The organism is Sphingobacterium sp. DR205, assembly GCF_011064245.1.
GTDB classification, from domain to species: domain Bacteria; phylum Bacteroidota; class Bacteroidia; order Sphingobacteriales; family Sphingobacteriaceae; genus Sphingobacterium; species Sphingobacterium athyrii.
The window spans coordinates 344789-368473 of sequence record NZ_CP049333.1 but is presented as its reverse complement, the minus strand read 5'-3'; the positions used below and the strand labels follow the sequence as shown (position 1 = coordinate 368473).

Below are 23685 nucleotides of genomic sequence, written 5' to 3'. Positions count from 1 at the left end.
GTCTCCGTTAAACTTATTATTCAAATAGATCTTTCAGTATCTTAATTTCGTACACAACGCACCTGCACAGCATCACCGGATCCAATTCCATTAATCTGACAGTCCCAACCAATACTTCCTTTGGATCCACCCATTTCAAATTTTTTGTATCCACCGCCATTAGCCGTAATCAAATAATAAGCTTTATTATTCTCACCGTTTAATGTATTAGACGTGCTATATTGACCAGCAAATAACATAAATAAATACTGATCTCTTGCCGCCCCAGGATGATTATATACACCATAGAACATTCCCATCTTGCCCCCAGCGTTACCACTAAATGTATCTACCCATCTAGCTGCCGCATCGCTACGTTGATTTTCAGCACTATTGGGGTTTGTCCTTTGGATCAATGCACTAGCCTCCTGCTCAGTTGGCAATCTCCAAGTATTACCATCCACCAATTTGCAAGGGTCACCTGCCGCACCATTTCGCTCTCTTGAAGGAGTTTGGTAAATCCAAGGATCCTTTGTATTGGATGTCGGAATAAATTTAGGCAACACATAATCAGCAAAGAAATAATCGCCGGCTGCATTATTCGCTTCTGCAAAGCCATACTTGCCCGTATTTGGGTTGTAAACTAAATTTCCAAGTCCCCAAGTACTACCACCGATATTTACGTCAATTGGCCTTTTCAAAGTGATATCCAACTGATATTTCACACCAGGTTTAAGGTTCCATCCCCCTTTGGTTAAATTCTTTGCAACACTTCCAGCGATTGAAACTCCAGACAATACTATTGTTCCATTTGTTGTAGCAGCGGTTGTGATGTAGGTAGAATCCGAATTGATTACTGTTCCATTGGTATTTTTAAGATTGAATGCTACCGGATTTGCAGCCCCAATAAAGGTCAATGCACCATTTGTAAGCGACACATCAACAGCTGCACTGGAAGGAGCAATTGTTGCCCCCGCAATACTGCTTACTGAGCCCAACTGCGAGGCGTCAAATTTCAGTGTCACCTGTGTAAATAAATGCGCCAGATCAGCATTCAATAGATTCTGTCCATCTTTAACCTCAAATGGAACCTGAGCTAACATAAAGTCCTTATCGGCAGTTAGACCAGCGAAATTCACGGTGTTCAGCTTCGATCCAGGGGCAATTGAAGGCAACGTCTTATTGGTACCGGACGCATAAATTACGAAAGTATATTTTCCTTTTTCAATTGCAAAATCCTGCGTACCATTTCCCTGTGTAAAAGATTTTGTTTCTTTATAGTCACCCGCTGCATCAAAAATTGCAACATAATAAACAGTACCTTGTTTCAATGCTTTCTGATCAGTACCTGTCGAAACGGTAGCCGCACGGTTAGATGCTTTTAATCCCTGCGCCGCTGCGGTTTCAGCGGTCAACGTCGCCACCAATGTATATTGATTGTCAAACGGAATTTCTACTGATTGTGACGCCGAAGCATAGGTCCTTCCAACTGAAGCCGCTTTTATCGGATCTGCCGGCGCAAATGCCTGACCTATATTTAAACGTACGCTTGGTCCGTCCGGAATGACCACGTTATTAGTATCTTTACTACATGATGAGATGAAAACTACGCATGCCAAAAGAGAAGATAAACCGAATTTTGTTGTAAACCTGTTCATAAAAATGATTGTTTATATCACTATTAATTTAATTATCCTAAATACTACCACTCTACATCCTGACTTTGCGTCTCTGTCTGCCAAGATTCGGTCATCGGACCACTAACAGAACCTTGATTGGAACCTGCAGCAACACTGTATTCCAGTTCTACATGTAACGCATTCACACAAGGAGTTTCATAAGGAAGACGGCCATTTAGGTTAGCCAATTTTTTTGTATTCGTTTTCATTTCTTATATTTTTAATGTTCTAAAAAAATTTATGTTTGTGTAATTTATACACACCACAAAAAAGACTATATCTAATTGATAATAAGATCTTTATTGCAGAATAATATGACACTTCCAAATCAAAAGTTGCACGAAAGTAGATAATATTCGAAAGGGACCAAAGGAATTCGAACGATGTTTAATTTCCTGTAGCTAAAGCACTACAGACCAACTTAAAAACGAACTATTTGAATGACATTTGCATGAGAATTAAGGTAAGATTCTCGAGAACTTGCCCACGAGAAAAAGATGGACGCTATTTTTAGAGCGGATTAAAAAATGAGGTTTAGCTATGAACCGAAATCGAGGAGTTCAAAGCGTATTAATTGCTTAAACACTTTAATTATTATGAAAAGAAAAACAAAGAAATGGCAAAAAAACAAGTCGATATATATTTTTCTAAAACAACAAATACATACCGCTACTATTGTTTACCAATAAATACTCAAGAAAGCGCGATGTTATATATTTTATTTCAAACAGAAGTGATTAGCATTAAGAAATTGATTATCGATATTAAAAACATTCAACATACACAAAAAAAGAACAAGCAAGCACATGAATACCGAAAATATAGGCGGTCTAGAACTAACTGTTCAAACATGTTAATTGTAAAACAAATATCACCGATAAAATATTAATGAAATTTAAAACAAAACCCAAACATCTTTGTTGAAGCAACGTATAACTGTCATGTAATGTGATAAAAGGTATTTAAAAAACGTTGCTATTTTACATTAAAAGACAGTTATATAAAAAAGAGACAAACAATAAATCGATGAAAAGGAAACATGTTTAAATATCAAATTAATTTTATGTTAGAAAATAATTTACAATTTTTTTTTGCACAAGTTGATATTTAATCGTAATATTACAATTCAAAAATATATTGTATTAAGCCAAACTAGGAAAAAGTAGTAGACATATATAAATTTATAACGGCATTAACTAGGAAAATTATATCAAAATTGACGCAGCGATAACAACAATACTTGTCTGTACGCAGAGACAAGCAGCATATCAAAACGTTAATTTCTAAATTTTTAACAATGAAAAATTAAATTGTCCATTAATTTTTAAACCCCATGCTAGCAATAGCATGGATTATCCAAATAATATTATCATGAATAAGAACGCAAAAAAAATGTACGTTGCTCCGTCCATTAAGGAGCACGTTATTGAACTTGAGCAAGGCATTGCTGCAGGTTCACAAGCTCAACCGGCTTCGACTCCACAATCGAGCGGCTGGGGAGCTGGAGTAGATGAAACCAATAATGGTGAAGGATCTTAGGAAGTATTGTAATTCATTAACAAACAGAAAGCACAAAATGAAATTTTTACAAAAAAAAGGAGCTCACTGGGTTGTTGCAATGGCAATGCTTGCGATACCGGCCACGTTAATAACGAGCTGCTCCAAAGATTCAAAAGAAATTATTGACACAAAAAGCAACAAATTAACCATCGCGGTTGGAGGCATTAAAACCAACAATGAAGAGGGTGTAAAGCGTATGGGAGTTTCCTCTTCCACTAAAACCACACAGCCTAAAATTTATTCTTTTTCTGATGTTGACATGGCGGTTTCCATGGACAATACGGTTCCCGTAAGCACAAGCAATACTAACGCAGCAAGACTAAATGGCACAGCTGCCGATGCAGCACCCGGTGTCACAGAGAATATGGAACAAGACACAAAATATGTCGTGTACATCTACTCCGGAAGCACATTAGTTGCATCCAAAGAATTGCAATCCGGTACAGCAGGCACTATTGAAGGGCTTGATCCAGCGGCCTCTTATACTTGGGTAGCACTCTCTTACAACTCAAAAGATGATGCGCCATCATTGACGCCGGCTAGTGGAGCGATCGCACTTCCGCAGAATAAGGATATCCTTTACGCTTCAGGCACAGTTAATTTAGCAACTAGCCCGAGCATCAATATCTTATTTAATCACGCATTTTCTCGCATTGGTATCGAACTAAATACCATCGGTGTTTTCGGTAATATGACAGGAACTCCGACTTTATCAGTGTCAGGTTTGAATTTAGCGACAGGAAGCATCAATCTACTGACTGGAGAAGTTACTGCGGGCGCTACATTTACACCAACACTTAGCTATGCGGACTTCAATAATATTGATCCGTTGCAGAACGACGCTAAAATCGCATATGTTTATACAGCTTCAACCGCAGCACAAAGTGCTATCAAAGTAACACTGCAAGACTTAACTGTTAACCATGTAGACGGAGGCGTAGCTCGAACATATTTCGCCGCAGCTACAGATTTTAATTTTTCGGTTACTCCAGAACTGGGCAAGAGTCATCATTTATTATTAAATGTTATTGAATCACCATTGGTCACTAATTATGGTGGACGTCAAGTAAAATGGGGACGCTCTAACCTATACTATAGAGGCAATAGTGGCAACGGCCGCAATTATGCTTTCTATGCAAACAACACTTTGACAAGTAAAGCAAATGGTTATTTCGGTTTCGGAGCCCTTATTCCTGGCAAATTCGCAACAACTTCTACTCAAGGCGATCCATGTGCATTGGTTTATCCAGCAGGAATGTGGAAACAACCGGCTAAAGCAGATTTCGAGGGACTAGTTCGTGATGATATCAAATTTAATGATTTGACGGGTGCACTAGGCGGCTTAGGACAAGTCGTTGATGCCACAGGTGTTACTGGTATCTTAAATATTCTTACGAACCTGCTAGGTAACGCTACATCTATGCTAATCAATACGAAAGCGCCAAATTCGTCGCTTGATCCAAATTCCCCATATACTTATGGGCAATATACAATTACATCTGGAGCTCCTGCCAGTGGCGACAATGCATTCGGCAACGCAGCTAGTGCTTCTAATAATTTACGTTTTTATTACAATGGTCAAATTTCAAACGTAAACGTGCTTCAGGCAATCGGTGAAGGAGATGGACTGCTTAATGTTGGTTTGAATGATATCTCGGCAGATCTTGTTGGCGTGCAAGTCGTCAATTTGGGTCTTCCAATACTCGATACTTACGGTAAAGCTACGGCTCTATGGACTAATGAACAAGGAACCAACATACTTGGTTTAGCGGGAGCTGGTACATGGGGATACTATGGTAATGCAGGAAGGGGGTTCGAGTGGACTGGACTTTTACCATCTCTTGGAGCTAGATTCCATATGGCTAATAACACTGGAGAATTGTTAAATGGTGTGAGTGTATTAGGCGCAGACTTATTAAGTACCACCTTCAAAAACGTTCGTTGCGTACGTACAAACTAAAATAATAAGGTATTTTTACACCTCATATCAAGATGGCGGCTGGGTATTACCTAGCCGCCTTTTTTATTGTAGCTGACTCTCTACAAAATATTTTTTTCACATTTTTTAACGCGGTCGTCTCCAATTTTCACACGAGAAGTCCCAATTATATTTTCTACTTTTGAATCATCAAGTCATTTTTTTTGCGTTCGACTTGATAATATTAATGGATAAAATGGAACGAAGGCGTTCGTTCCATTATTTTTTTTATTATTGATAACCAACCAGTTAACAGCAAGATCACTTTACCTATTACCAGTCTCCGCTCAACAAGAACTAAAAGCATTTTTAAAGCTGATAAATCAAGCGAAAAAATGAACTGATCGCGTTTTCTTTCCCACCAATCGGAAAGCCGACGGCCATTCCGACAGCTAATTTATCATTCAGTCCCAATTTCACCTGTGGCCGGAGTGTTGTCTCCAGATTACCTGAGGTAACTTCCTGATTCACCTCCAGTCCAATAAAATGATCAGTCTGTGGTAACGTATAGTGAAAGGATGTATTGATTTGCCAATTCATTTTGGTGGTATGTGATTTATAATGATAAGCTATTTCTGGCCCGGTATAAATTAATGTATGCCAGTTGGTGTGCCAGCTTTTCGCAGCCACAAAAAAGGGATTGAATGCAGTACCCCCATCCACGAAATTAAAAATCTGCGTATAGCCTAAGGCCAATGTTGTCGCCTGTTTTTTGGAAACATAAAATGAATACTGGGACGACAACCTTAACCTTTCGAGTTCATTGCCTGAAGAAACATCGGCTATTTTACTTTTTGAATAGGCGAAATCTGTTTCCACCTCCAAACCCAGGCGATCGATGGGGGCAAACTCATATTCCATTAAGTAACCATACTCGTCCACTGTCCCCGTTCTTGTGATATCCGTCCCCACATTAAACTCTTTCTCCCCCTTCCTGGCGCCCAGATCACGAACAAGATCATTATATAGTGGCTCGGCATGGTGCACCTTATCCGGCAAGGGTCTATTTTCCTGTGCACTGGCCGAATATGTCAGCAAGATAATTCCTATTATCACCAAAAATCCGAATCGTTGTATTGCCTGTCTATCGTAGTTCATACCACAAATCACCAATACAATTATGGAAACAATTGGGAATGTCCGGTCTGTATGTTATTCGATCTTTAATCTCGTCCGCAGGGATAGACCCAGCGCCGCCTTATGTAACATCAGGGTAATCGTTTTATATTTCACGAATTCTTTGGTGACATACATATACCCTTTAAAATCGTTGGCTTTCCCCCATGAATTTTTAACAAGGTAATATTCTTTGCCATGCTGATCCTTGGCTAGTCCCACAATATGCATTGCATGATCATCGGTGGTCTCCCAATTATCGAAGGCCATCTGCCGCTCTTCGGCAGTCACTTTCCTTTCAGGCATCGGTTTAACAAACATGGCCTTTTTTTCTTCGCTGGACATGCTGTCAAAGGGCTTTTCGGGAACATAGGCAATACCATAAGGCCATGAGAACCCCTTCTCAGACACATCGGTTGTCCAGGCAATGGTAAAGCCCTGATGCAATGCCGTATCAATAATTCCCGTTAGATCTTGCATCGGTATATTATAAAAACGATCAAAAGACCAATTGTCCGGCACCATTAGCACAAAAGGCTTGTAGTACGGCTGATCTGTTACAGAAGCAAAACCAACGTAATCGTCAGGATCGATGCCGATCACCTGATCTGCAAATGATCGTGCCGTATAGGTTTTGCCCTTAAAGTCAAATTTTTCAGGTACCACCCCAAGATGAGCATCAAGTGTCGCGCGGTAGGCCTGCTCCCAGTTGGGAGTCAATGGCCTGCTCTTGATCAGCACTTTGAGCATGGCATTCAGCTTGGGGGTCATTTTCTTAAAATCATTGTAGGTTTGGTTGCCGCGTAAGCCTGCGTAAGCAGTCCTCGGCATCGCACCATATTTGCGAAATACATTCAGCACATCATGTAATTGTCCCCCTTCACCCATGGTCAGTCCTCCGTGGAGACGCACAAAATTATGCGCTCTGTCCACATAGGCCTGTCGGGCTGTATAGACCTGTGAAATTTCAACAGGCTCTTTTCCCATGCGGATCATCTCCGACTCCAAAAATGAATTACCAGTATAAGACCAACAGGTATTCGATGCGCCCTGTTGTTTTACCGGGGTGCAGCCATGATTGATGACATCCGTAAAAACATATTCCGTTTTAATTCGCTTGTACTTGTTTTTAATGAACATCTTGCGGCCATAGTTGACCAGCAATGCCCCGATGACCAGTACAAGCAGAATAATGACAGGCTTTTTATATCTTTTCATAAACTCTATTAACGTCCGCCACTGACAATTGCCATAAACCGGGGCCAGAACTGCTTTAAAAAACTGTAAATCATCAGACCAAAAACAATGATGATAACGGGACAGAAAAAGTACAGGAACAGCAATAAGACTTCAGATTGTGGTTTGAGTAACTTAAATAAAAATTTAATAACAAACACCAAAGGTAAACGATGGTAAGCAAAAATAAAAAAGCTGCTATTGGCCAGGAACCTGTTTGTATGCCAGCTTTCTTTTCCTATAAAATGAGCAACGACTGACACCGTAGCAATAAGACCTATGCTAATTCCCGCACAGTATAAATCAACCCACCAGCTTTTGTGCAGAAATAATAACTGTGCCACAACAAGCAGGACATACAAAGGCACGGCGATCGATAGCATCGGCCGCATACCACTGACAAAGTTTTTATTGTTGATACTAAAATAAGCCCCTGCAGTGAAGAAAAAGAAAGAAACCGTACTCAGCCCCGGCAAATAAAAAAAGGGGTTAAAAATCCACAGCAATCCCAATATAATTACGGCATAAGTCCGCAGTTTTTTAACCAGGATATAGACTATTGGCGAAAACAGCACTACAACCATCAGATCACGGATAAACCAAAAGGGTGAATTAACAGGCAACGATTTCATCGAATGCGGATTAACATGAGAGGTATCCCAAAAAGACCAGAGCCAGTCCAGCAGGCTATAATCCGTTATTAATTTGTTTCTTCCTGAAACTAAACTGCCCGACAAAAATGTCTGTGCAAGCAAAAGGAATAAGATGACCAACAGATTCCAGAAAACATACGGAACCAACAGAGACCGGACACGATTTTTCAACTTCTGCAGGTAGATTTCCATAGAAAAACCAGCTGTTTTATAGAAGAATAAAAAACCTGAAATAAAAAAGAAAAGCGGTACACAGACCTCGAAAATAACTTTGGAAAATAAGAAAAAGGTGTGCGAGAACAAGGGATAGTTAACAAAGCTGATCTGCTTTACACCCTTCATAACGATATCTGAAAAATCCGTATGGATAAATACCACACCCACAATCAGCGGGAAACGCAAAAAATCAATAGTCTTCGACTGTAGCTCATCACCAGACATTTTATAATGATAATCTTTACCCATTAGTTATATTTACAGTATACAATTGTGCCATTAAATTACACATTTCTAAGTAAATATCAGGCATCTGGTTTTCTCTTCGATAAATCTCCCAGCTGATCACAAGCAAATTTAACAGTCAAATAACACGCTTAGAACAATATTTCATGTACCAAAAGCGTTACACAATTACTAAACCACATCAATAAAGGAGACTACTATGCAGCTAAAATCGCTTAAACTATAGCAATAAATATTAATAAAGGATTAATACGTCATTCCATTTTTTATTGTTCAGAAATCAACCAGACCAGCGTTAAAAATGAGCTCGATCATTTCCTATTTTCTTCCCATTTCAATTTTACTATCCCCTTTCCTTGCCTCCGCACAAGACGCATTGCTAAGTGGCTCCATTCGCGATTCCGTCAGTCAAACACCGCTACGCGGAGCCATTATTACCATAAAGGACGGCATAGGCACGACCACAGACCCACAAGGACGTTATCAGATCACAGTTCCTAAAGGTATTCACCAGGTAACGGTAAGTTACACGGGCTATCGGCAACAGCTAGCGACGGTCGAATTACGTCAGGCACTTGAAAAAAACTTTGCGTTACAGCCCCTAACTAAGCGAATGGACGAGGTCGTCGTATCAGCCAAAGAAAAGGGTGAAGCCATCGATGATCCACAGATGAGCACGGTTCATCTCCATATGAAAGATATTAAAGATGTTCCCGTCATCTTTGGCGAGAAAGACCTCGTTAAAACCATACAATTGTTGCCCGGTGTACAAAGCGGCGGTGAAGGCTCTACCAATTTTCATGTGCGTGGTGGTGACGGTGGCCAAAACTTGATCCTCCTTGATCAGGCTACCGTTTATAATGCTTCGCATCTCCTCGGATTTTTCTCTACCTTTAATTCGGATGCGATCAAGGACGTACAGCTCTATAAGGGCGGCATACCGGCCCAATTTGGCGGACGTATATCTTCTGTACTGGATATCTCCATGTTGGAGGGCAACAAAAAGCAGTTCTCTGGCGAAGGCGGGCTGGGTATAGTTGCTTCGCGGCTCAAACTTGAGGGTCCTATTGTAAAAGATAAGAGTTCCTTTTTATTCAGTGCCCGCCGCTCCTACGCGGATTCATTTTTAAAACTGGCGAAAAGTAAAGATATGGATAAGAATAGCCTGTATTTTTACGACCTGAATGCCAAGCTTAGTTTTAATCTGGGTAAGAAAACCAACCTATACCTATCGGGCTATCATGGCAAAGACAGATTAAAGTACAATGACCTATTTCACCTTTTCTGGGGAAATACCACGGCGACGGCACGGTTGAATCACCGCTTTAACGATAAAATATCGAGCAACACCTCGCTTATCTACAGTGGATTCAATTATCAGTCCGGTGTTTCCAGCGAGCAGATTGATTTTCAGGTGGCCTCCAACATCCGAAACGTCAATGCGAAGCAGGATTTTTCCTATTATGCGAATCCCAATCATACCATCCGGCTGGGGGTAAGCGCACTGGCACAGTCCATCCGGCCAGCCAATCTCTCTTCGGGCAAAAATCAGTCTGTCAATCCGACGGCCATTGAAAGCCAGCGTGGTATTGATCTCGGTGGTTATATCTCCCACGAATGGAAAGCTACCACCAGCCTGTCGTTACAGTACGGCATTCATGTCCATGATTTTATGGTCCTGGGCAAACGGACTTTCTATCAATTTGACAAAAACGGAATGCCTGTTTCCGAAAAACGGGATAACAGCCAGATTGCCAAACACTATATCAATCTGGAACCACGTCTGTCCGCCAGTCTGATGTTAGATGAACGCAGCAGCTTAAAAGCCTCGTACAACCGCATCGTGCAGAACCTGCATCAATTGACCAATACCACCGCCAGCTTGCCCACCGATCAGTATGTGCTCAGTAGTCTCCAGATTAAACCGCAGCGCGTAGACCAGGCTGTCCTGGGCTACTTTCGTACCTCTGCAAACAAACAGTACGATTTTTCGGTCGAGGCCTATTATAAACGTTTGGGCAATCAGATTGACGTACGCAATGGGGCCACCTTACAGGCGGATGCCTATTTTGAAAGGGAGCTGCTCTTTGGTATCGGCCGGGCTTACGGACTGGAGGGGTACCTGCGCAAGAACAGCGGCCGTCTTAAAGGCTGGATCAGCTATACCCTTTCCAAAAGCCGGCGTAAATTTAACGGAATCAATGACGGGAAATGGTTCAATGCACGGCAGGATCGTACGCACGACCTCGCAATTGTGGCCAATTATGCCCTTTCGGACAGCTGGACAGTCAGCGGAACATTTGCCTTCAATACCGGAAATGCCGTTACCTTTCCAAGCGGAAAGTACCTTGTCAACGGCAAATCCATGTTCTACTATACCGAGCGGAACGGGTACCGCATGCCTGATTATCATCGACTGGACCTGTCAGCGACTTACGCCCCCAATAAAACCGGCAAACGCTTTCATTCGAGCTGGACAATCGGCATATACAATGCCTACAACCGCAAAAATGCTTATACCATTGACTTTCGGGAAAACAAGGACAACCCCAATCTGACCGAAGCTTACAAAATTGTTTTATTCGGAATCATTCCTTCCGTCACCTGGAACTTTAAATTTTAGACCTTATGAATGCTAAACTGTCTTTTATCCTATCCGGTCTGTTGTTGCTGATTTCTTCCTGTGAAGAAAAAGTGGACCTTGATCTCAATGACGCTGCGGCACGCATTGTTATTGATGCCCAGCTATCCGATGCCAGTTCAGTCCAGCGAATACGCATTTCACGATCCGTCGCATTCGATGATCCCATCAATACTTCCGGGATTAAAGGAGCAACGGTATGGGTCAAAGACAATGAAAATAGAAACTACTCTTTTCAATATGAGAAAGATGGCTATTATATCCATCGTACCTTTAAGCCCCTTTCCGGCCGGACCTATGCGTTGCATGTTGACGTCCAAAAGCAGCAATATAACTCTACCTGTCGGATGCCCGCTTATGTTGTCGTGGAGTCAACCCATATTTCCGAAAAAAATCTCGGCGGAGAAAATTATTTTTTTGCGGCACTGACCTTTAAAGATCCCGCTAAAATTTCCAATTATTATATTTATACCCTCTCCACCAATGGCAGTCCCTTTCGTTTTGCACGAGCAGAGTCCGACCAATTTAACGACGGACTGAAAGTAACCCATTATATAACCGACCAGGAGAACGACCTATCCCCTGGTGACACAATTACTGTACGCCGCTATTGTGTGGACCAGAAAACCTATCAATATTGGAACGAGTACCAGCGCAACAATCTCAGCAACGCCGCACCAGGGAATCCGAAATCCAATATTTCCAATAATGCGCTGGGCTATTTCTCAGTAGCTCCGGTCATGGAATATAAGCTGAAGATCACACAATAACCAGGGAGCCCATCGCATGCGCAAACTATTCACGGTTGTCACTCTCTTCCTTGCGTCCCTCCGCGATCAGTTCATTGACTTCGCTCATTTCTCCCTTTTCAAGCTCTTCGATATCTTCCGCCTGCTCGTCCGAATAGCGATCTATAAAGAAGGTACAACCCATGGGAAAGTGATCAGAACCTACCGAAGGATAAATAAACAGCTTGTCTATAAATACATTTGGACTATGAAACAGCAGATCCAGCGGAACCCTGAAAAACCAATAATTGGCATGAAAGGTCGATAAGATGCCACGTCCGATCCGAGCATCGATCAGCTTGCTTGTTTTTTTAAACAGGACCGAAGATCTTGCCCAGGCCACATTGTTAAAATCACCCGTCACCACCACCGGCATTTTATAATCGCGCACCTTTTTTGCCACACTGAGCAGATCACCATCCCGTTCCTTGGAGTTCTCTTCTTCCGTAGGACTTGGAGGCGGTGGATGCACCGCAAAAAATATAAAACGGTGACCGTCTTCTGTCTCCAATTCAGCCTCGATACTCGGAATGTCATCAGCGACAAAGTAATGCACCCAACTTTTATTGACCTTGAGCTTGGTATAGAAATGCATACCGTAGGTATTATCCAAGCTCACTTTGACCACATTAGGGTAGTCTGATTCCAATTCACGCAAGGCATTTTCCCAAACCGCATCACTTTCCATTGTGACAAAAATCTGCGGCTGCTCTTTCCGGATCAGCTCTATAAAACGGTCGTACTCTTTATTGAACTGCAAGATATTACAGGATATAATTTTAATGCTATCTGAAGCGTCTTTCCCCTTTTCATATATTTCTTTCCGCCAAAATTTGGTGTAGCGCACCAAGATAAATACGTGATAGCCAATCAACAGCGCCTGAAGGATCTGTATGCTCCATATCCATGGAGCGTCCGCGACAAGATAAAATCCCCAGGCCAGCACCGGCACCTGAAAGACCAGCAGCTGCAGCTTCACAAACTCAGCCACACGAAACACCCAGTGCTGGCACCTGATAAAAGGCAGCAGACTAAGAATAATCAAGAGCCCCGATAAAACAAAAAATAAAATCTGCATATTGCTTTCAAAATTATTATACAAAGATATTGCCTAAGCGAGACATTTATGTATCCTATCATTGACTGGCAGGAAGATCCCCTAAAAAGGGTTACGCTTTAATTTCTTTCGCAGTATAATCAACCCGTGTTTTGGAAAGGGCATCCGGAAAATTAAACTTGATATAATCGATCATCTGTTCACGTATGTAACAGCGGAGATCAAAAGCCTGCCCTGAGTTACGGCAGCTCATCAAGCAGCGTATCTCCATGGTATGCTCCTTAAGATCAGTGACCTGCAATACATTGACTTGACCATCCCATAGGGGATGTCCAGTGAGTAAATCCGTCAGCTTTTCCCGAAGCTGCTGCACGGGGATGGTAAAATCGGTGTAGATAAAAACCGTTCCCAATATCTCGGCTGTAGTCCGCGTCCAGTTCTGAAAAGGTTTCTCGATAAAATAGGTGATCGGCAGTACCAGACGACGCTTGTCCCAGATATTGACCACCACATAAGTGAGGTTGATTTCCTCAACCTTTCCCCATTCCCCTTCTACCACCAGCACATCGTCCATTCGTATGGGCTGTGTAAATGCGATCTGAAAACCCGCCAGCAGATTCCCAAGTGATTTCTGTGCCGCAAAGCCAATGATAATACCGCCGACCCCCACACCGGTCAGCAATCCTGCACCGATCTTTTGCATGCTTTCGAAACTTAATAATACAATCGCCAGTGCGACCACAATTATGATGGTCACCACCACTTTGCGGATAAAAACGATCTGTGTCCTGACCTTCCGCTCACGTAAGTTATTCTCCTTGTTGACATCAAAGCGATGGTACAGATAATCTTCAAATACTTTGATCGCCTGAATCAAAGCCAAGGCGAAAAAGCCGACCAACAGTATCTCGTTGATTTTGGTCACCACCTGTAATGTTCTGGCATTAAAATGCGCAAAAGGAAGTAAACTGTTAAAGACCAGCAATGGAATAAAAATACTCAATATCCTGTTGAATCGGCGAATGAATGAACGAAACAGGGAATAAGAAGACTGCTCGATCGCCTGCCTTCGCAACAGGGGTATAAACAACATTTTTATGAGGATACCAATCAGGAATGAAAATAGGATTAATGCCATATTCCAGAGCCACGCAGGCCAGTTCTGTGAAAGTTGGATTAATACTTCGGTCATAACGTTATTTTTCTATTGCACTACATATAAATTACTACTATGTATAACTGTTGGGCAGAGGTAACGTTTGTTTTATTTTGAGAAAATGGTCAAGTTTAATCCGAGAGGGATTAAATAAGGCAACAAAATTTAGATTAACACAGATTTTTGGTATATTTTTTGAAACAAGCAGGTCTGTTGTAAAATCAACATTAAATGGAGGTGCCATAACTGATCATGTATACTATTAAAGATACAAATCCGTTTTATACAGATGGATTTAACAAAATAATAAAACTATCCACAAAGAATTAAACCAAACACACATCAAAAACTATGAGCAAGAAAAAAGACAATTCAAGATGGCTTAACGTGGCTATATCCTGGGGCGCGAGTATCGTTATCATCGGGGTACTGTTCAAGATCCTTCACATCGGCGGCAGCACGGCCAATTATATGATCGGTATCGGACTCGCCGTGGAAGCCCTCCTTTTCTTTCTGATGGGTTTCAATCCCCCTGCACCAGAACCTGACTGGAGCCGTGTTTATCCTGAACTGGATGACAACTTCAATGGCGAGCTACCTGTCAGGGGTAAAACCGTAGCGGCGCAACCTGCAGGGCCTTCCGCTACTGCCGCATTGGACAAAATGTTTGCGGATGCTAATATCGAACCGGCAAGTATTGAAAACCTGGGACGTGGATTACGTGATTTCAGCGAGAAGGTATCGGCCATCAACAAGCTGTCTGACGTTTCGCTGGCAACAGAAGAATTTATACAGAAACTGCGCACGGCAACATCAAAATTTGACCACCTGAGCTCAGCTTTTGAAAAAGCTTCGGAAAACCTCGTAGCGATGTCAAATACCTCCGGTGATACGGCAAACTACCACGACCAGGTGAAAAATCTGACAACTAATCTTGGTCAGCTCAATGCCATGTATGAGCGTGAATTACGTGACTCCGCATCACACCTGCAGTCCATGAATAAGTTTTATGAGAACTTAAGCTATACCATGCAAAACTTCAACGAATCACTGGATGACTCCAAAGCATTTAAAGAAGAAGTGGGCAAACTGGCGAAAAATCTGAATGCATTAAATGCCATTTACGGTAATATGCTCAGTGCCATGAACCAGCCTCGCGTATAATTTATCCTTGTATTACTTAAATTAGAAAAAATGGCATTAGGAAGAGAAACGCCAAGACAGCGGATGATCGGCATCCTCTATCTGGTCTTGCTTGCTTTACTGGCACTCAATGTACCGGATTCAATCTTGGATGCATTCAAAAATATCAACAACAGTCTCGAAACATCCAAGTCAAATGTCAACACGGCTGTACAACAGCTATTCGCTGCATTTGAAAACACCAAATTAAAGGAGGAACCCGCAAGGGCCAAACCCATTTACGATAAAGCAAAAAAAGCACAGGCTATTATTGGCGAGCTCGATAAATATATTCTGTCCCTGAAAGAAGAATTTGTCAAACAGGGCGGCGGATACGACGAAGAAAAGGGAGACCTGGTCAAACGGGAAAATGAAGACATCTCTCCCAATCTGATGATCAATGAGAAAAAAGGAACGATTCTGAAGGACAAGATTAATGAAACCCGTTCCAAGTTATTGGCATTACTGACACCTGAAGAGCAAAAAATGGTTTCTTTTTCCCTTGAAGCCAAAAATCCGGAGAAGTCGGTGAATGGCAAAAGATCCTGGGAAGAGATCAATTTCGGCAGCGGCACGCCATTGACCGCAGCGATGACCATCCTGACAAAGATCCAGACCGATGCACAAAATGCCGAGTCTGATGTGGTGAAGATCATTCTGGGCAAAATGGATCAGGCCGTGGTCAATCTGGACAAGTTTGCTGCAGTAGCCGTCGCTCCCACGTCTTACTTGGTACAAGGACAACCCTACAAAGCAGAAGTCTTTTTAACCGCATCCGATTCCAAGTCCGAACCGGCGATCTCTGTCAACGGTTCAGCATTACAGATTGTGGACGGTAAAGGTGTATACTCCGTACCGACCAACCGGGAAGGTATTTTTAGCTGGACTGGCGTGATTAAAGTCAAACAGACTGATGGATCCTTTAAGGAATATCGCACACCCCAGCAGACCTATCAGGTGGCCCGTCCTTCGGCCGTGGTATCACCGGATAAAATGAATGTCCTGTATATCGGCGTCAATAATCCGATTTCCGTTTCAGCTCCAGGCACACCTACCGATAAAGTCCGTGTAAGCATGAGTGGCGGGAGCATATCCAGTGCCGGCGGTGGCAAATATAATGTACGCGTAAGTTCACCGGGAACTGCCCGCATTGCCGTATCCGCCGAAGTGGCACCAGGCAAGACACAAACCTTGAGTTCGACCGAATTCCGTGTCAAAAGAATCCCGGATCCGATTGCCAAATTTGCCGGTAAAACAGGCGGTTCCATGGCGACAGTAGCGCTGAAAGCACAAAATGCGCTATTTGCGAAACTGGATAACTTTGACTTTGACGCTACCTTTAAAGTCACCAAGTTTACGATGATTATTGCCAAACCCCGTGCAGACGCAATCGTACTGTCCACTTCGGGCGGCCAGTTAAGTTCAAGCATGGCATCTGCTTTAAATGGCATTGTTCCGGGTACACGCGTGATCTTCGACAATATCGTTGCTGTCGGTCCTGACGGGACGTCCAGACAACTCAATGCCGTCGCATTAACGGCAAACTAGCAAAAAAAATCACCCCTACTTTTATACATAAGACCTTCTCCTTTGCTGGAGAAGGCTTTTTTTGTGTGTTACCAACAGTTCAGGACAGTGGAATAAAAGTTTAATTGCATTATTGCAACGTAGTTCTTTCAGATCCCATTTTCTGCCTAAGATTACCTATCCATCACATGGATCATGCCGTAACCTGAAAGAGTCTGCTAACCAATAACTAAAGTAATTATTTACTTTTCTTGAAACACCAATTATTAAACAATTGAACTGTATGAATTACCAATTTTTCACGAGAACACTACTGAAAAGTAGTATTAAGTTACTTTGTCCTTTGATGGCGCTCGCCCCCATCTCGCTTTATCCCCACAGCTTAACCGAAAGGCCTATTTTATTGACCACAAAATTTGCGGGTATAACCGGACGTGTATTAGACCCCGACGGGAAACCGGTCCATGGTGCGACCATCCTGGTCAAAGGCAGTAAAGCCGGGGTCAAGACCGGCGAAGATGGGGTATTCCACATCAATCTCCCTACCGATAATCAAGTCATTATTGTCAGCTACATCGGTTATAAAGTGCAGGAGATAGACATGACCGGAAAAACAAGCATCACCATTCGGCTTGAATCCAATACAAGTATTGATGAAGTCGTCGTCGTGGGTTATGGTACAAAAAAACGCGGTGAAGTACTGGGTGCTGTGGCTTCGGTCGATCCCAAAGAAATCCAGGATATTCCCGCAGCAAATATTGCTGCAGCCCTACGTGACCGTGTCGCGGGCCTAGGTGTCAGCGAATCATCCGGCCGACCAGGTGCCGCCGTTACCCTCAATGTCCGGAATGCCTTTGCCTCAGATCAGGCAAAATTACAGGGTGTTACCAACGAGCCGCTATATGTCATTGATGGGATCATCTCTACTTCGGATGTATTTGAAAACCTAGACGCTTCTATGGTCGAAAATATATCGATCTTAAAAGATGCTTCAGCAGCTATTTATGGAGCTTCGGGCGCAAAGGGAGTTATCCTTGTCACGACCAAGAGAGGACAAGCCGGCAAGCCCCAATTGAGCTACAACGGCTATATCGGTATTTCAGATGCCACCGTCAAACCCAAAATGCTCTCAGCCTATCAGCATGCCAAATTGTTGAATGAAACCTATGCATTGAACAATGCGCAGCCCACTTCGTTCTTTTCGGATGAAGATCTTGCCTACCTCAAAACCAATCCCTACAAAAGCTGGTATGACGAACTGTGGAAATCCTCCAAAATGGAAAGGCATAATCTATCTATTTCCGGAGGGAGTGAAAAAGTCACCTTTTTTGCCGGCGGCAGTTACCAAAAAGAAGATGGCAATTATGCAGGCATGAACCAGCAAAAATATTCATTCCGATCGGGCTTCAATGCCGAAATCATCGATGGACTGAAGGCAGATGTAGCTTTTAACGTCAATAATACCAAAACCAACAGCCAAAATAGTCTGTCCGATGACCGCGATCAGAATTTCTACCAGACCCTGATTACCACCCCGCAATGGGTACCTATCCAGATCGATGGTCTGCCTGTCAACTTTAACAACATCAATGCCAATAGTAACACCAATCCATTGGCCATTATAAATTCAGGTTATTATCAAAAGCAAAACAATTCAAACTATAGCATCAATGCTTCGCTAAATTATGCCCCAAAAGCACTGAAAGGTTTTAATGCACGTATCCAAGTGTCACATTCCGGCACATCATCCAGTGGTCAGGAATACCTTCCAGCCTATGATCTATACGACTTTGTACGCAGGGGCAATAACAACTTACTCTATACCAATACTGTCAACAGCACCTTTCGTATGGATGGCAACAAAACAAAAATTGCTCCGTCACTGGGCAAGGGAAGCAGTTACCAAGGTAATCTTGTGTTACAATATGCCAATACCTTTGGCGATCACAATATGGCTGTGATGCTTGGCGCTGAGCAATCGGCATCCAATTCCGAGGGCTTATCGGCCTATTGGACCAACCAACAGCTATTGAATTTGGATGAATATTGGGCTTTCGACCAATCTACTTTTACGAATAATGGCCGAAGTATTGAAGAGGCCGTAAAACGATCTGTCTTCGGCCGCTTCAATTATGACTATAAGAAAAAATACCTCGTGGAGGTGATCACCCGTCTGGACGCATCCTCCCGCTTTGCCAAGGGCAATATCTGGGGCTTGTTTCCCACAGTCGCGACAGGCTGGGTAGTCAGCGAAGAAAACTTCTTTAAAGAGCTGAACTATATCAGCTATCTAAAAGTGCGGGCCAACTACGGTCTTGTGGGCGAGGATCGCGTCAACGCCCGTCTTTGGCAGGACCGCTTTAGTGTAGACCTGGTCAATACTGGTTACCTCTATGGCGAGACCCCAGTGGCATCCCTCAACCCGACAATTATTGCAAATCCAGATATCTCCTGGGAAAAACACCGTACGTTTAACTTTGGTATTGAATCGCGTTGGTTTGATAATAAATTGAGTTTCGGATTCGAGTATTACTTCCGTGATTCTTACGATGTATTTGACAAAGGCAATGATGAAAATTTCCCCATGTATGCCGGATTCAAAGCACCGGTGGTAAATTACCAAAAACGCAAAGGCTGGGGGACTGAATTCTCCCTGGGTTACCAAAATACATTTTCCAACGGGCTTAAGCTATCCACCAACATGAACTTTGGCTACTCGGGCAGCTATACCACACAGATGTTTTTCAACAAATTCCAGCTCTATGATTTCTCCTATCCCGACTGGAAGGTCGAAATGGGTACCGACTCCCGCAAATACAATACCGGCAATTATGGACTGATCTATGTGGATATGCTGCGTACACAGCAGGATGTGGATAATTTTCTGGCTAAAAACCCCAACTATACCATCGATGGTAAAGTGCCACAGGTTGGCTGGACAGTATACGAAGATACCAATGGCGACGGAAAAATTACCGAGAAAGATCTCACCACCATGTTTGAGAATACATCGCCTATTTTCTCTACGGGTGTTACCATTGGTTTAGCCTATAAATCTTTTTCATTGAACACCAACTTCCGAGCAGTTTTTGGCGGCAAAGCATTTTATGAATCACAGGCCATGACTGCCCCTACCGATAAAGTCAATGTACCCAGCTTCTGGGAAGACCATTGGTCATTGGATAATCCCGATGGCAGATTCCCCCGTTACGATGATGCAGCCATGATGAGAAAATGGAACTCGACATTCTGGGCGAAGGACGGGACGACGATCCGGATCAACAATATGGTGTTTAACTGGAGTGTACCCAAAAATTTTACCGATAAGATCAATGTACGTTCACTCAAGCTGATGCTATCCGGCAATAACTTATGGACGATCGTAGCCCCCTTTAAACACCGAGATCCCTATTCCTCATCCTTATATAACTATCCGACCATCCGGACGATATCCTTTGGTTTAAACTTTGGCATTTAATATACAAAGACATGAAAAGACATTTTAATTATATCATAGCCCTACTCATGGCATCCAGTACCGTCCTTATGACCCAAAGCTGTAAAGATGATTTTTTTGAACTGGTCGATCACGGAGGTCTTGACGCCCGTATCTGGGACAACGAAGGCGCAATAGAATTTTATCTGGCGGGCACTTATGCCATGATTATGCCGACCCATCCCCATGAGATCACCACCAATGACATGCAGATGCACTATGCCAGTGACGAAAACTATTTCTCGGGAACCAATGGCCCTAGCAAAAAAGTATTGGGATTAAGTGGTGAAATTATGCTCAATGATGTCAAATACATTGCAAGCAAATATCAGGGTACCAATGTCGGTGATAACCGCTATTTTGACATCGCCCGTTGCAACAATGCCATTGCGTATATCCCAACAGGCACGCTTACGACTGATGTAAAGAAAAAATTTTTAGGCCAGTTTTATGCGCTACGTGCTATGGTTTATTTTGAGCTCACCCGGCTGTACGGCGGTGTACCTTTGGTTCTTGAACCTCAAAATCCCGATAACCTGAAACTGGAGGGCCGAGCTTCGGCAAAGGCTTGCTTTGGGCAGATCGTAAACGATCTGGATTCGGCCATGGTCAATCTCGATGGTGTGGCTTGGGACGACGCCACAGGTCGCGGAAAAATAACAAAAGCCGCGGCGGCAGCACTGAAAGCCAAAGCACTATTGTACTGGGCAAGTCCACAGTTCAATCCTACAGATAATCCCACGCACCCCCATGAGGCACATCGTTGGGAAACAGCTCTGCAGGCCAGCAAAGAGGCCTATGACCTGTGCAAAGCCGACGGCCGAGCCCTGTTGCCCAATTATAACGAGATCTTTCTAAAAGAAGGCATTGCAAATACCGAGGCCGTGATTGTCCGTTCCTATTCAGCAACATCACCAAAGCGGTTCACGGTTGTTGAGCGTGCTTCACGTCCAGTATCTGAGGGCGGGTCACCAGCGGATTATTATGTCCCTACGACCCTATTGTTAGGCGCTTACCCCATGCAGGACGGCACCCCGGCCAACAGCAGCAATACAAGTTATGACGACGCACTGTTTTGGAAAAACCGCGACCCCAGATTTAAACATACCATTGTCTATAACGGTGCCGAATGGCCTTTAAGTGGTAAGAGTGGAAGAAAACAATGGAATTACAGTAATGCCGAAGATGAATTCTCCATTAAATCTTTTTATTGTAAAAAATTTGTCAATCCGGCACTTTCGTCTGCAGCTGTTGGGATTGCCAACGATATGGGCGGTAATGGCATGGACTGGATCGAAATCCGTTTTGCTGAGGTAATGTTGAATTATGCTGAATCAGCCAATGAAACGGGCAACCTCTCCCTTGCCAAGGAACTTGTCCGCAGCATTCGCCAGCGCGCCGGAATAGCACAGGGAAACTTTGACTATGGCTTATCGCTGGCATCCAACAAAGAGCAGATGCGCGATCTTATGATGAACGAGCGGCAGATTGAATTTGCCTTTGAAGGCAAACGCTATCACGACCTACGCCGGACACGGCGTATGCATACCTTGCAGGGGACTATTCAGACTTATTTATTTGAAGCAAAATCTGGGGCAGCAAAAACGTATCTCGAATCGGTAAACGCGGCGGCCGGTATCCGCCATCGCGAAAGTCTGGATATGAACAACCGCGATACGGTACTGACCTATTTTAAATATCCTTACAACCTGCGTGCAGAGAGTTCCAATGGTGCCTTTGCCTTCCGTGACTATTATTATTTCTATCCCCTTCCCAATACCTTTATGAACTCCTCCCCTTTGTTGGAGCAGACTATCGGATATGAAGGCGGTACATTTGACCCTTTAAATGATTAGTTATGAATCGTTCCTATTTAACAGCTATTATACCTCATTATTTACAGATGAAAGCAAACTATTTATTCGTTGTGCTCCTATTGGGTACATTACTTTCCTGTAAACGTGAAGGCGACAATAATATTTTCAATCTATTTGAAGATGTATCCGTCACGCTTCATATGGAAAACGAACACAATATCGGCACCTATAAGGATGTTGCCGTAGGTGACTCCATCTTCGTTGATTTTACCATCAGCTCCAAATCCAAAGATATGCACCAGGTCTGGATCTTTTATAATGGAGCCGGTGCCGCTGTCCTAAAAATACCATTAGGGGAACCAGAAAAAAGAAGTTTTCGCTATGTATACAAGATCCGAGCCGATAAAGTCGGCGAAAGCACCTTCCGGATTATGGCCGTTGACAGAGAAGGAGTGTTTATGGGGGATGGCTCTACCTCCGTTACCTACAATGTACTGTCCGATTACGTTCATCTCAACAACCGCGTGCTCTATATGCCTGATAGCGTAAACCGGAGCAGCGCCTGCTTTATCGACCTAATGGAAGGTAAAACCTATACCTATGCCGAGGCCAAACTACATCCGGAGAAAATAGATCTAGGTATGTACCGGACGTACACCGTGGAACCCAATGGAAGTCTCACCTTTAAATACAACATCTATTCGCTTCAGGCTAGTCCCATTCCATTTGGTGCCTTTGATTTTACCGATCTTGCAGGTAAAGGCCGCGCAACCTATTTTTCGGGCATCCAAAACAATCAGACCAGTGCATTTTTAAATACATTGACCTCAGGTGAAGCCATAAAAACGAATGCGATCTCACGTAAGACAGCTAACCTCAAATTAGAAGACCTGAAGGTGGGAAGCCTATTTTATTTTAAGACTCCGGACGAAAAATATGGTGTCGTTATCGTCAATGCCCTGAGTGGTTTTGACAACAACCGTTACCTGAACATCAGTATCAAACGTCAAAATTAATCTTGTCCCTTTTTTCCCTTAATACCGGGGGTACCACAGCCTTGTGCGTACCCCTTTCTTACTTTCAAAGTAAGCAATAGCAAGCGAGGCACTATACGGCGCGTAAAATTAAAGAAAAATTATTACCTTTATATTAACAGTCATTTTATCTTGTTTTATAGTAAACCTAAGTCAAGCATATTAGCATGGTAAAAACAGCTAAAAAAAACGAACTTTCTAAGTCGGTATCAGGTCGTATCGATGAGATTTTGCGCTTCACAAAACTTCCTATACAGGAGTTAGCCCATATGACGGGCATTAATATTCGATCATTACAGGGTTACCAGATAGGCAGTATTCCTA

General features: G+C 43.0%; 16 protein-coding genes. 9 read left to right on the top strand and 7 right to left on the bottom strand.

Annotated elements, in window-relative coordinates:
- Positions 1-41: 41 nt before the first annotated feature.
- Positions 42-1637: a FimB/Mfa2 family fimbrial subunit gene (locus G6053_RS01565; RefSeq protein ID WP_165305358.1), complete on the bottom strand. Its 1596-nt coding sequence runs from the start codon at positions 1635-1637 to the stop codon at positions 42-44.
- A 44-nt stretch (positions 1638-1681) separates the two neighbouring features.
- Positions 1682-1867, bottom strand: coding sequence for a hypothetical protein (locus G6053_RS01560; protein WP_165305357.1), 186 nt, complete (start codon positions 1865-1867; stop codon positions 1682-1684).
- Positions 1868-3029: 1162 nt separating this feature from the next.
- Between G6053_RS01560 and G6053_RS01555 the strand changes: the two genes are divergently transcribed.
- Positions 3030-3197 carry a hypothetical protein gene (locus tag G6053_RS01555; RefSeq protein WP_165305356.1) on the top strand — a complete coding sequence of 56 codons (168 nt, stop codon included), beginning with the start codon at positions 3030-3032 and terminating at the stop codon, positions 3195-3197.
- A 37-nt stretch (positions 3198-3234) separates the two neighbouring features.
- Positions 3235-5178, top strand: a complete 1944-nt coding sequence (locus G6053_RS01550) for a fimbrillin family protein (protein ID WP_165305355.1) — start codon at positions 3235-3237, stop codon at positions 5176-5178.
- Positions 5179-5505: 327 nt separating this feature from the next.
- On the opposite strand, the gene G6053_RS01545 is transcribed toward G6053_RS01550, so the two are convergent.
- The 3 genes from G6053_RS01545 to G6053_RS01535 are packed head-to-tail and all read right to left on the bottom strand — an operon-like array spanning position 5506 to position 8666.
- Positions 5506-6294, bottom strand: a complete 789-nt coding sequence (locus G6053_RS01545) for an HAEPLYID family protein (protein WP_165305354.1) — start codon at positions 6292-6294, stop codon at positions 5506-5508.
- 54 nt (positions 6295-6348) lie between these two features.
- Positions 6349-7530, bottom strand: coding sequence for a C1 family peptidase (locus G6053_RS01540; protein ID WP_165305353.1), 1182 nt, complete (start codon positions 7528-7530; stop codon positions 6349-6351).
- 8 nt (positions 7531-7538) lie between these two features.
- The gene (locus G6053_RS01535; protein WP_206531853.1) at positions 7539-8666 is read right to left on the bottom strand and encodes an acyltransferase family protein; all 1128 of its coding nucleotides are present in this window, start codon (positions 8664-8666) and stop codon (positions 7539-7541) included.
- Positions 8667-8964: 298 nt separating this feature from the next.
- Here G6053_RS01535 and G6053_RS01530 point away from each other — a divergent pair, with 298 nt between their 5' ends.
- Both G6053_RS01530 and G6053_RS01525 read left to right on the top strand, forming a co-directional pair.
- Positions 8965-11286, top strand: coding sequence for a TonB-dependent receptor (locus G6053_RS01530; RefSeq protein WP_165305352.1), 2322 nt, complete (start codon positions 8965-8967; stop codon positions 11284-11286).
- A 5-nt stretch (positions 11287-11291) separates the two neighbouring features.
- Positions 11292-12074: a DUF4249 domain-containing protein gene (locus G6053_RS01525; protein ID WP_165305351.1), complete on the top strand. Its 783-nt coding sequence runs from the start codon at positions 11292-11294 to the stop codon at positions 12072-12074.
- A gap of 25 nt (positions 12075-12099) precedes the next feature.
- On the opposite strand, the gene G6053_RS01520 is transcribed toward G6053_RS01525, so the two are convergent.
- Both G6053_RS01520 and G6053_RS01515 read right to left on the bottom strand, forming a co-directional pair.
- Positions 12100-13170, bottom strand: a complete 1071-nt coding sequence (locus tag G6053_RS01520; RefSeq protein ID WP_165305350.1) for an endonuclease/exonuclease/phosphatase family protein — start codon at positions 13168-13170, stop codon at positions 12100-12102.
- A 91-nt stretch (positions 13171-13261) separates the two neighbouring features.
- Entirely contained in the window at positions 13262-14341 is a 1080-nt protein-coding gene (locus G6053_RS01515; protein WP_165305349.1) for a mechanosensitive ion channel domain-containing protein, read from the bottom strand.
- A 315-nt stretch (positions 14342-14656) separates the two neighbouring features.
- Between G6053_RS01515 and gldL the strand changes: the two genes are divergently transcribed.
- The 5 genes from gldL (at position 14657) to G6053_RS01490 (ending at position 23343) form a co-directional block, all read left to right on the top strand.
- The gene (gene gldL, locus G6053_RS01510) at positions 14657-15469 is read left to right on the top strand and encodes a gliding motility protein GldL (protein WP_165305348.1); all 813 of its coding nucleotides are present in this window, start codon (positions 14657-14659) and stop codon (positions 15467-15469) included.
- A gap of 30 nt (positions 15470-15499) precedes the next feature.
- Positions 15500-17035 carry a gliding motility protein GldM gene (gene gldM / locus G6053_RS01505; protein WP_108635200.1) on the top strand — a complete coding sequence of 512 codons (1536 nt, stop codon included), beginning with the start codon at positions 15500-15502 and terminating at the stop codon, positions 17033-17035.
- A gap of 262 nt (positions 17036-17297) precedes the next feature.
- Positions 17298-20492: a SusC/RagA family TonB-linked outer membrane protein gene (locus G6053_RS01500; protein WP_165305347.1), complete on the top strand. Its 3195-nt coding sequence runs from the start codon at positions 17298-17300 to the stop codon at positions 20490-20492.
- An 11-nt stretch (positions 20493-20503) separates the two neighbouring features.
- Positions 20504-22366 (top strand): RagB/SusD family nutrient uptake outer membrane protein, encoded by a 1863-nt coding sequence (locus G6053_RS01495; protein WP_165305346.1) that lies wholly within the window; start codon positions 20504-20506, stop codon positions 22364-22366.
- A 2-nt stretch (positions 22367-22368) separates the two neighbouring features.
- Complete coding sequence (locus G6053_RS01490) at positions 22369-23343, top strand: hypothetical protein (protein ID WP_165305345.1); 975 nt, start codon at positions 22369-22371, stop codon at positions 23341-23343.
- Positions 23344-23685 lie beyond the last annotated feature (342 nt).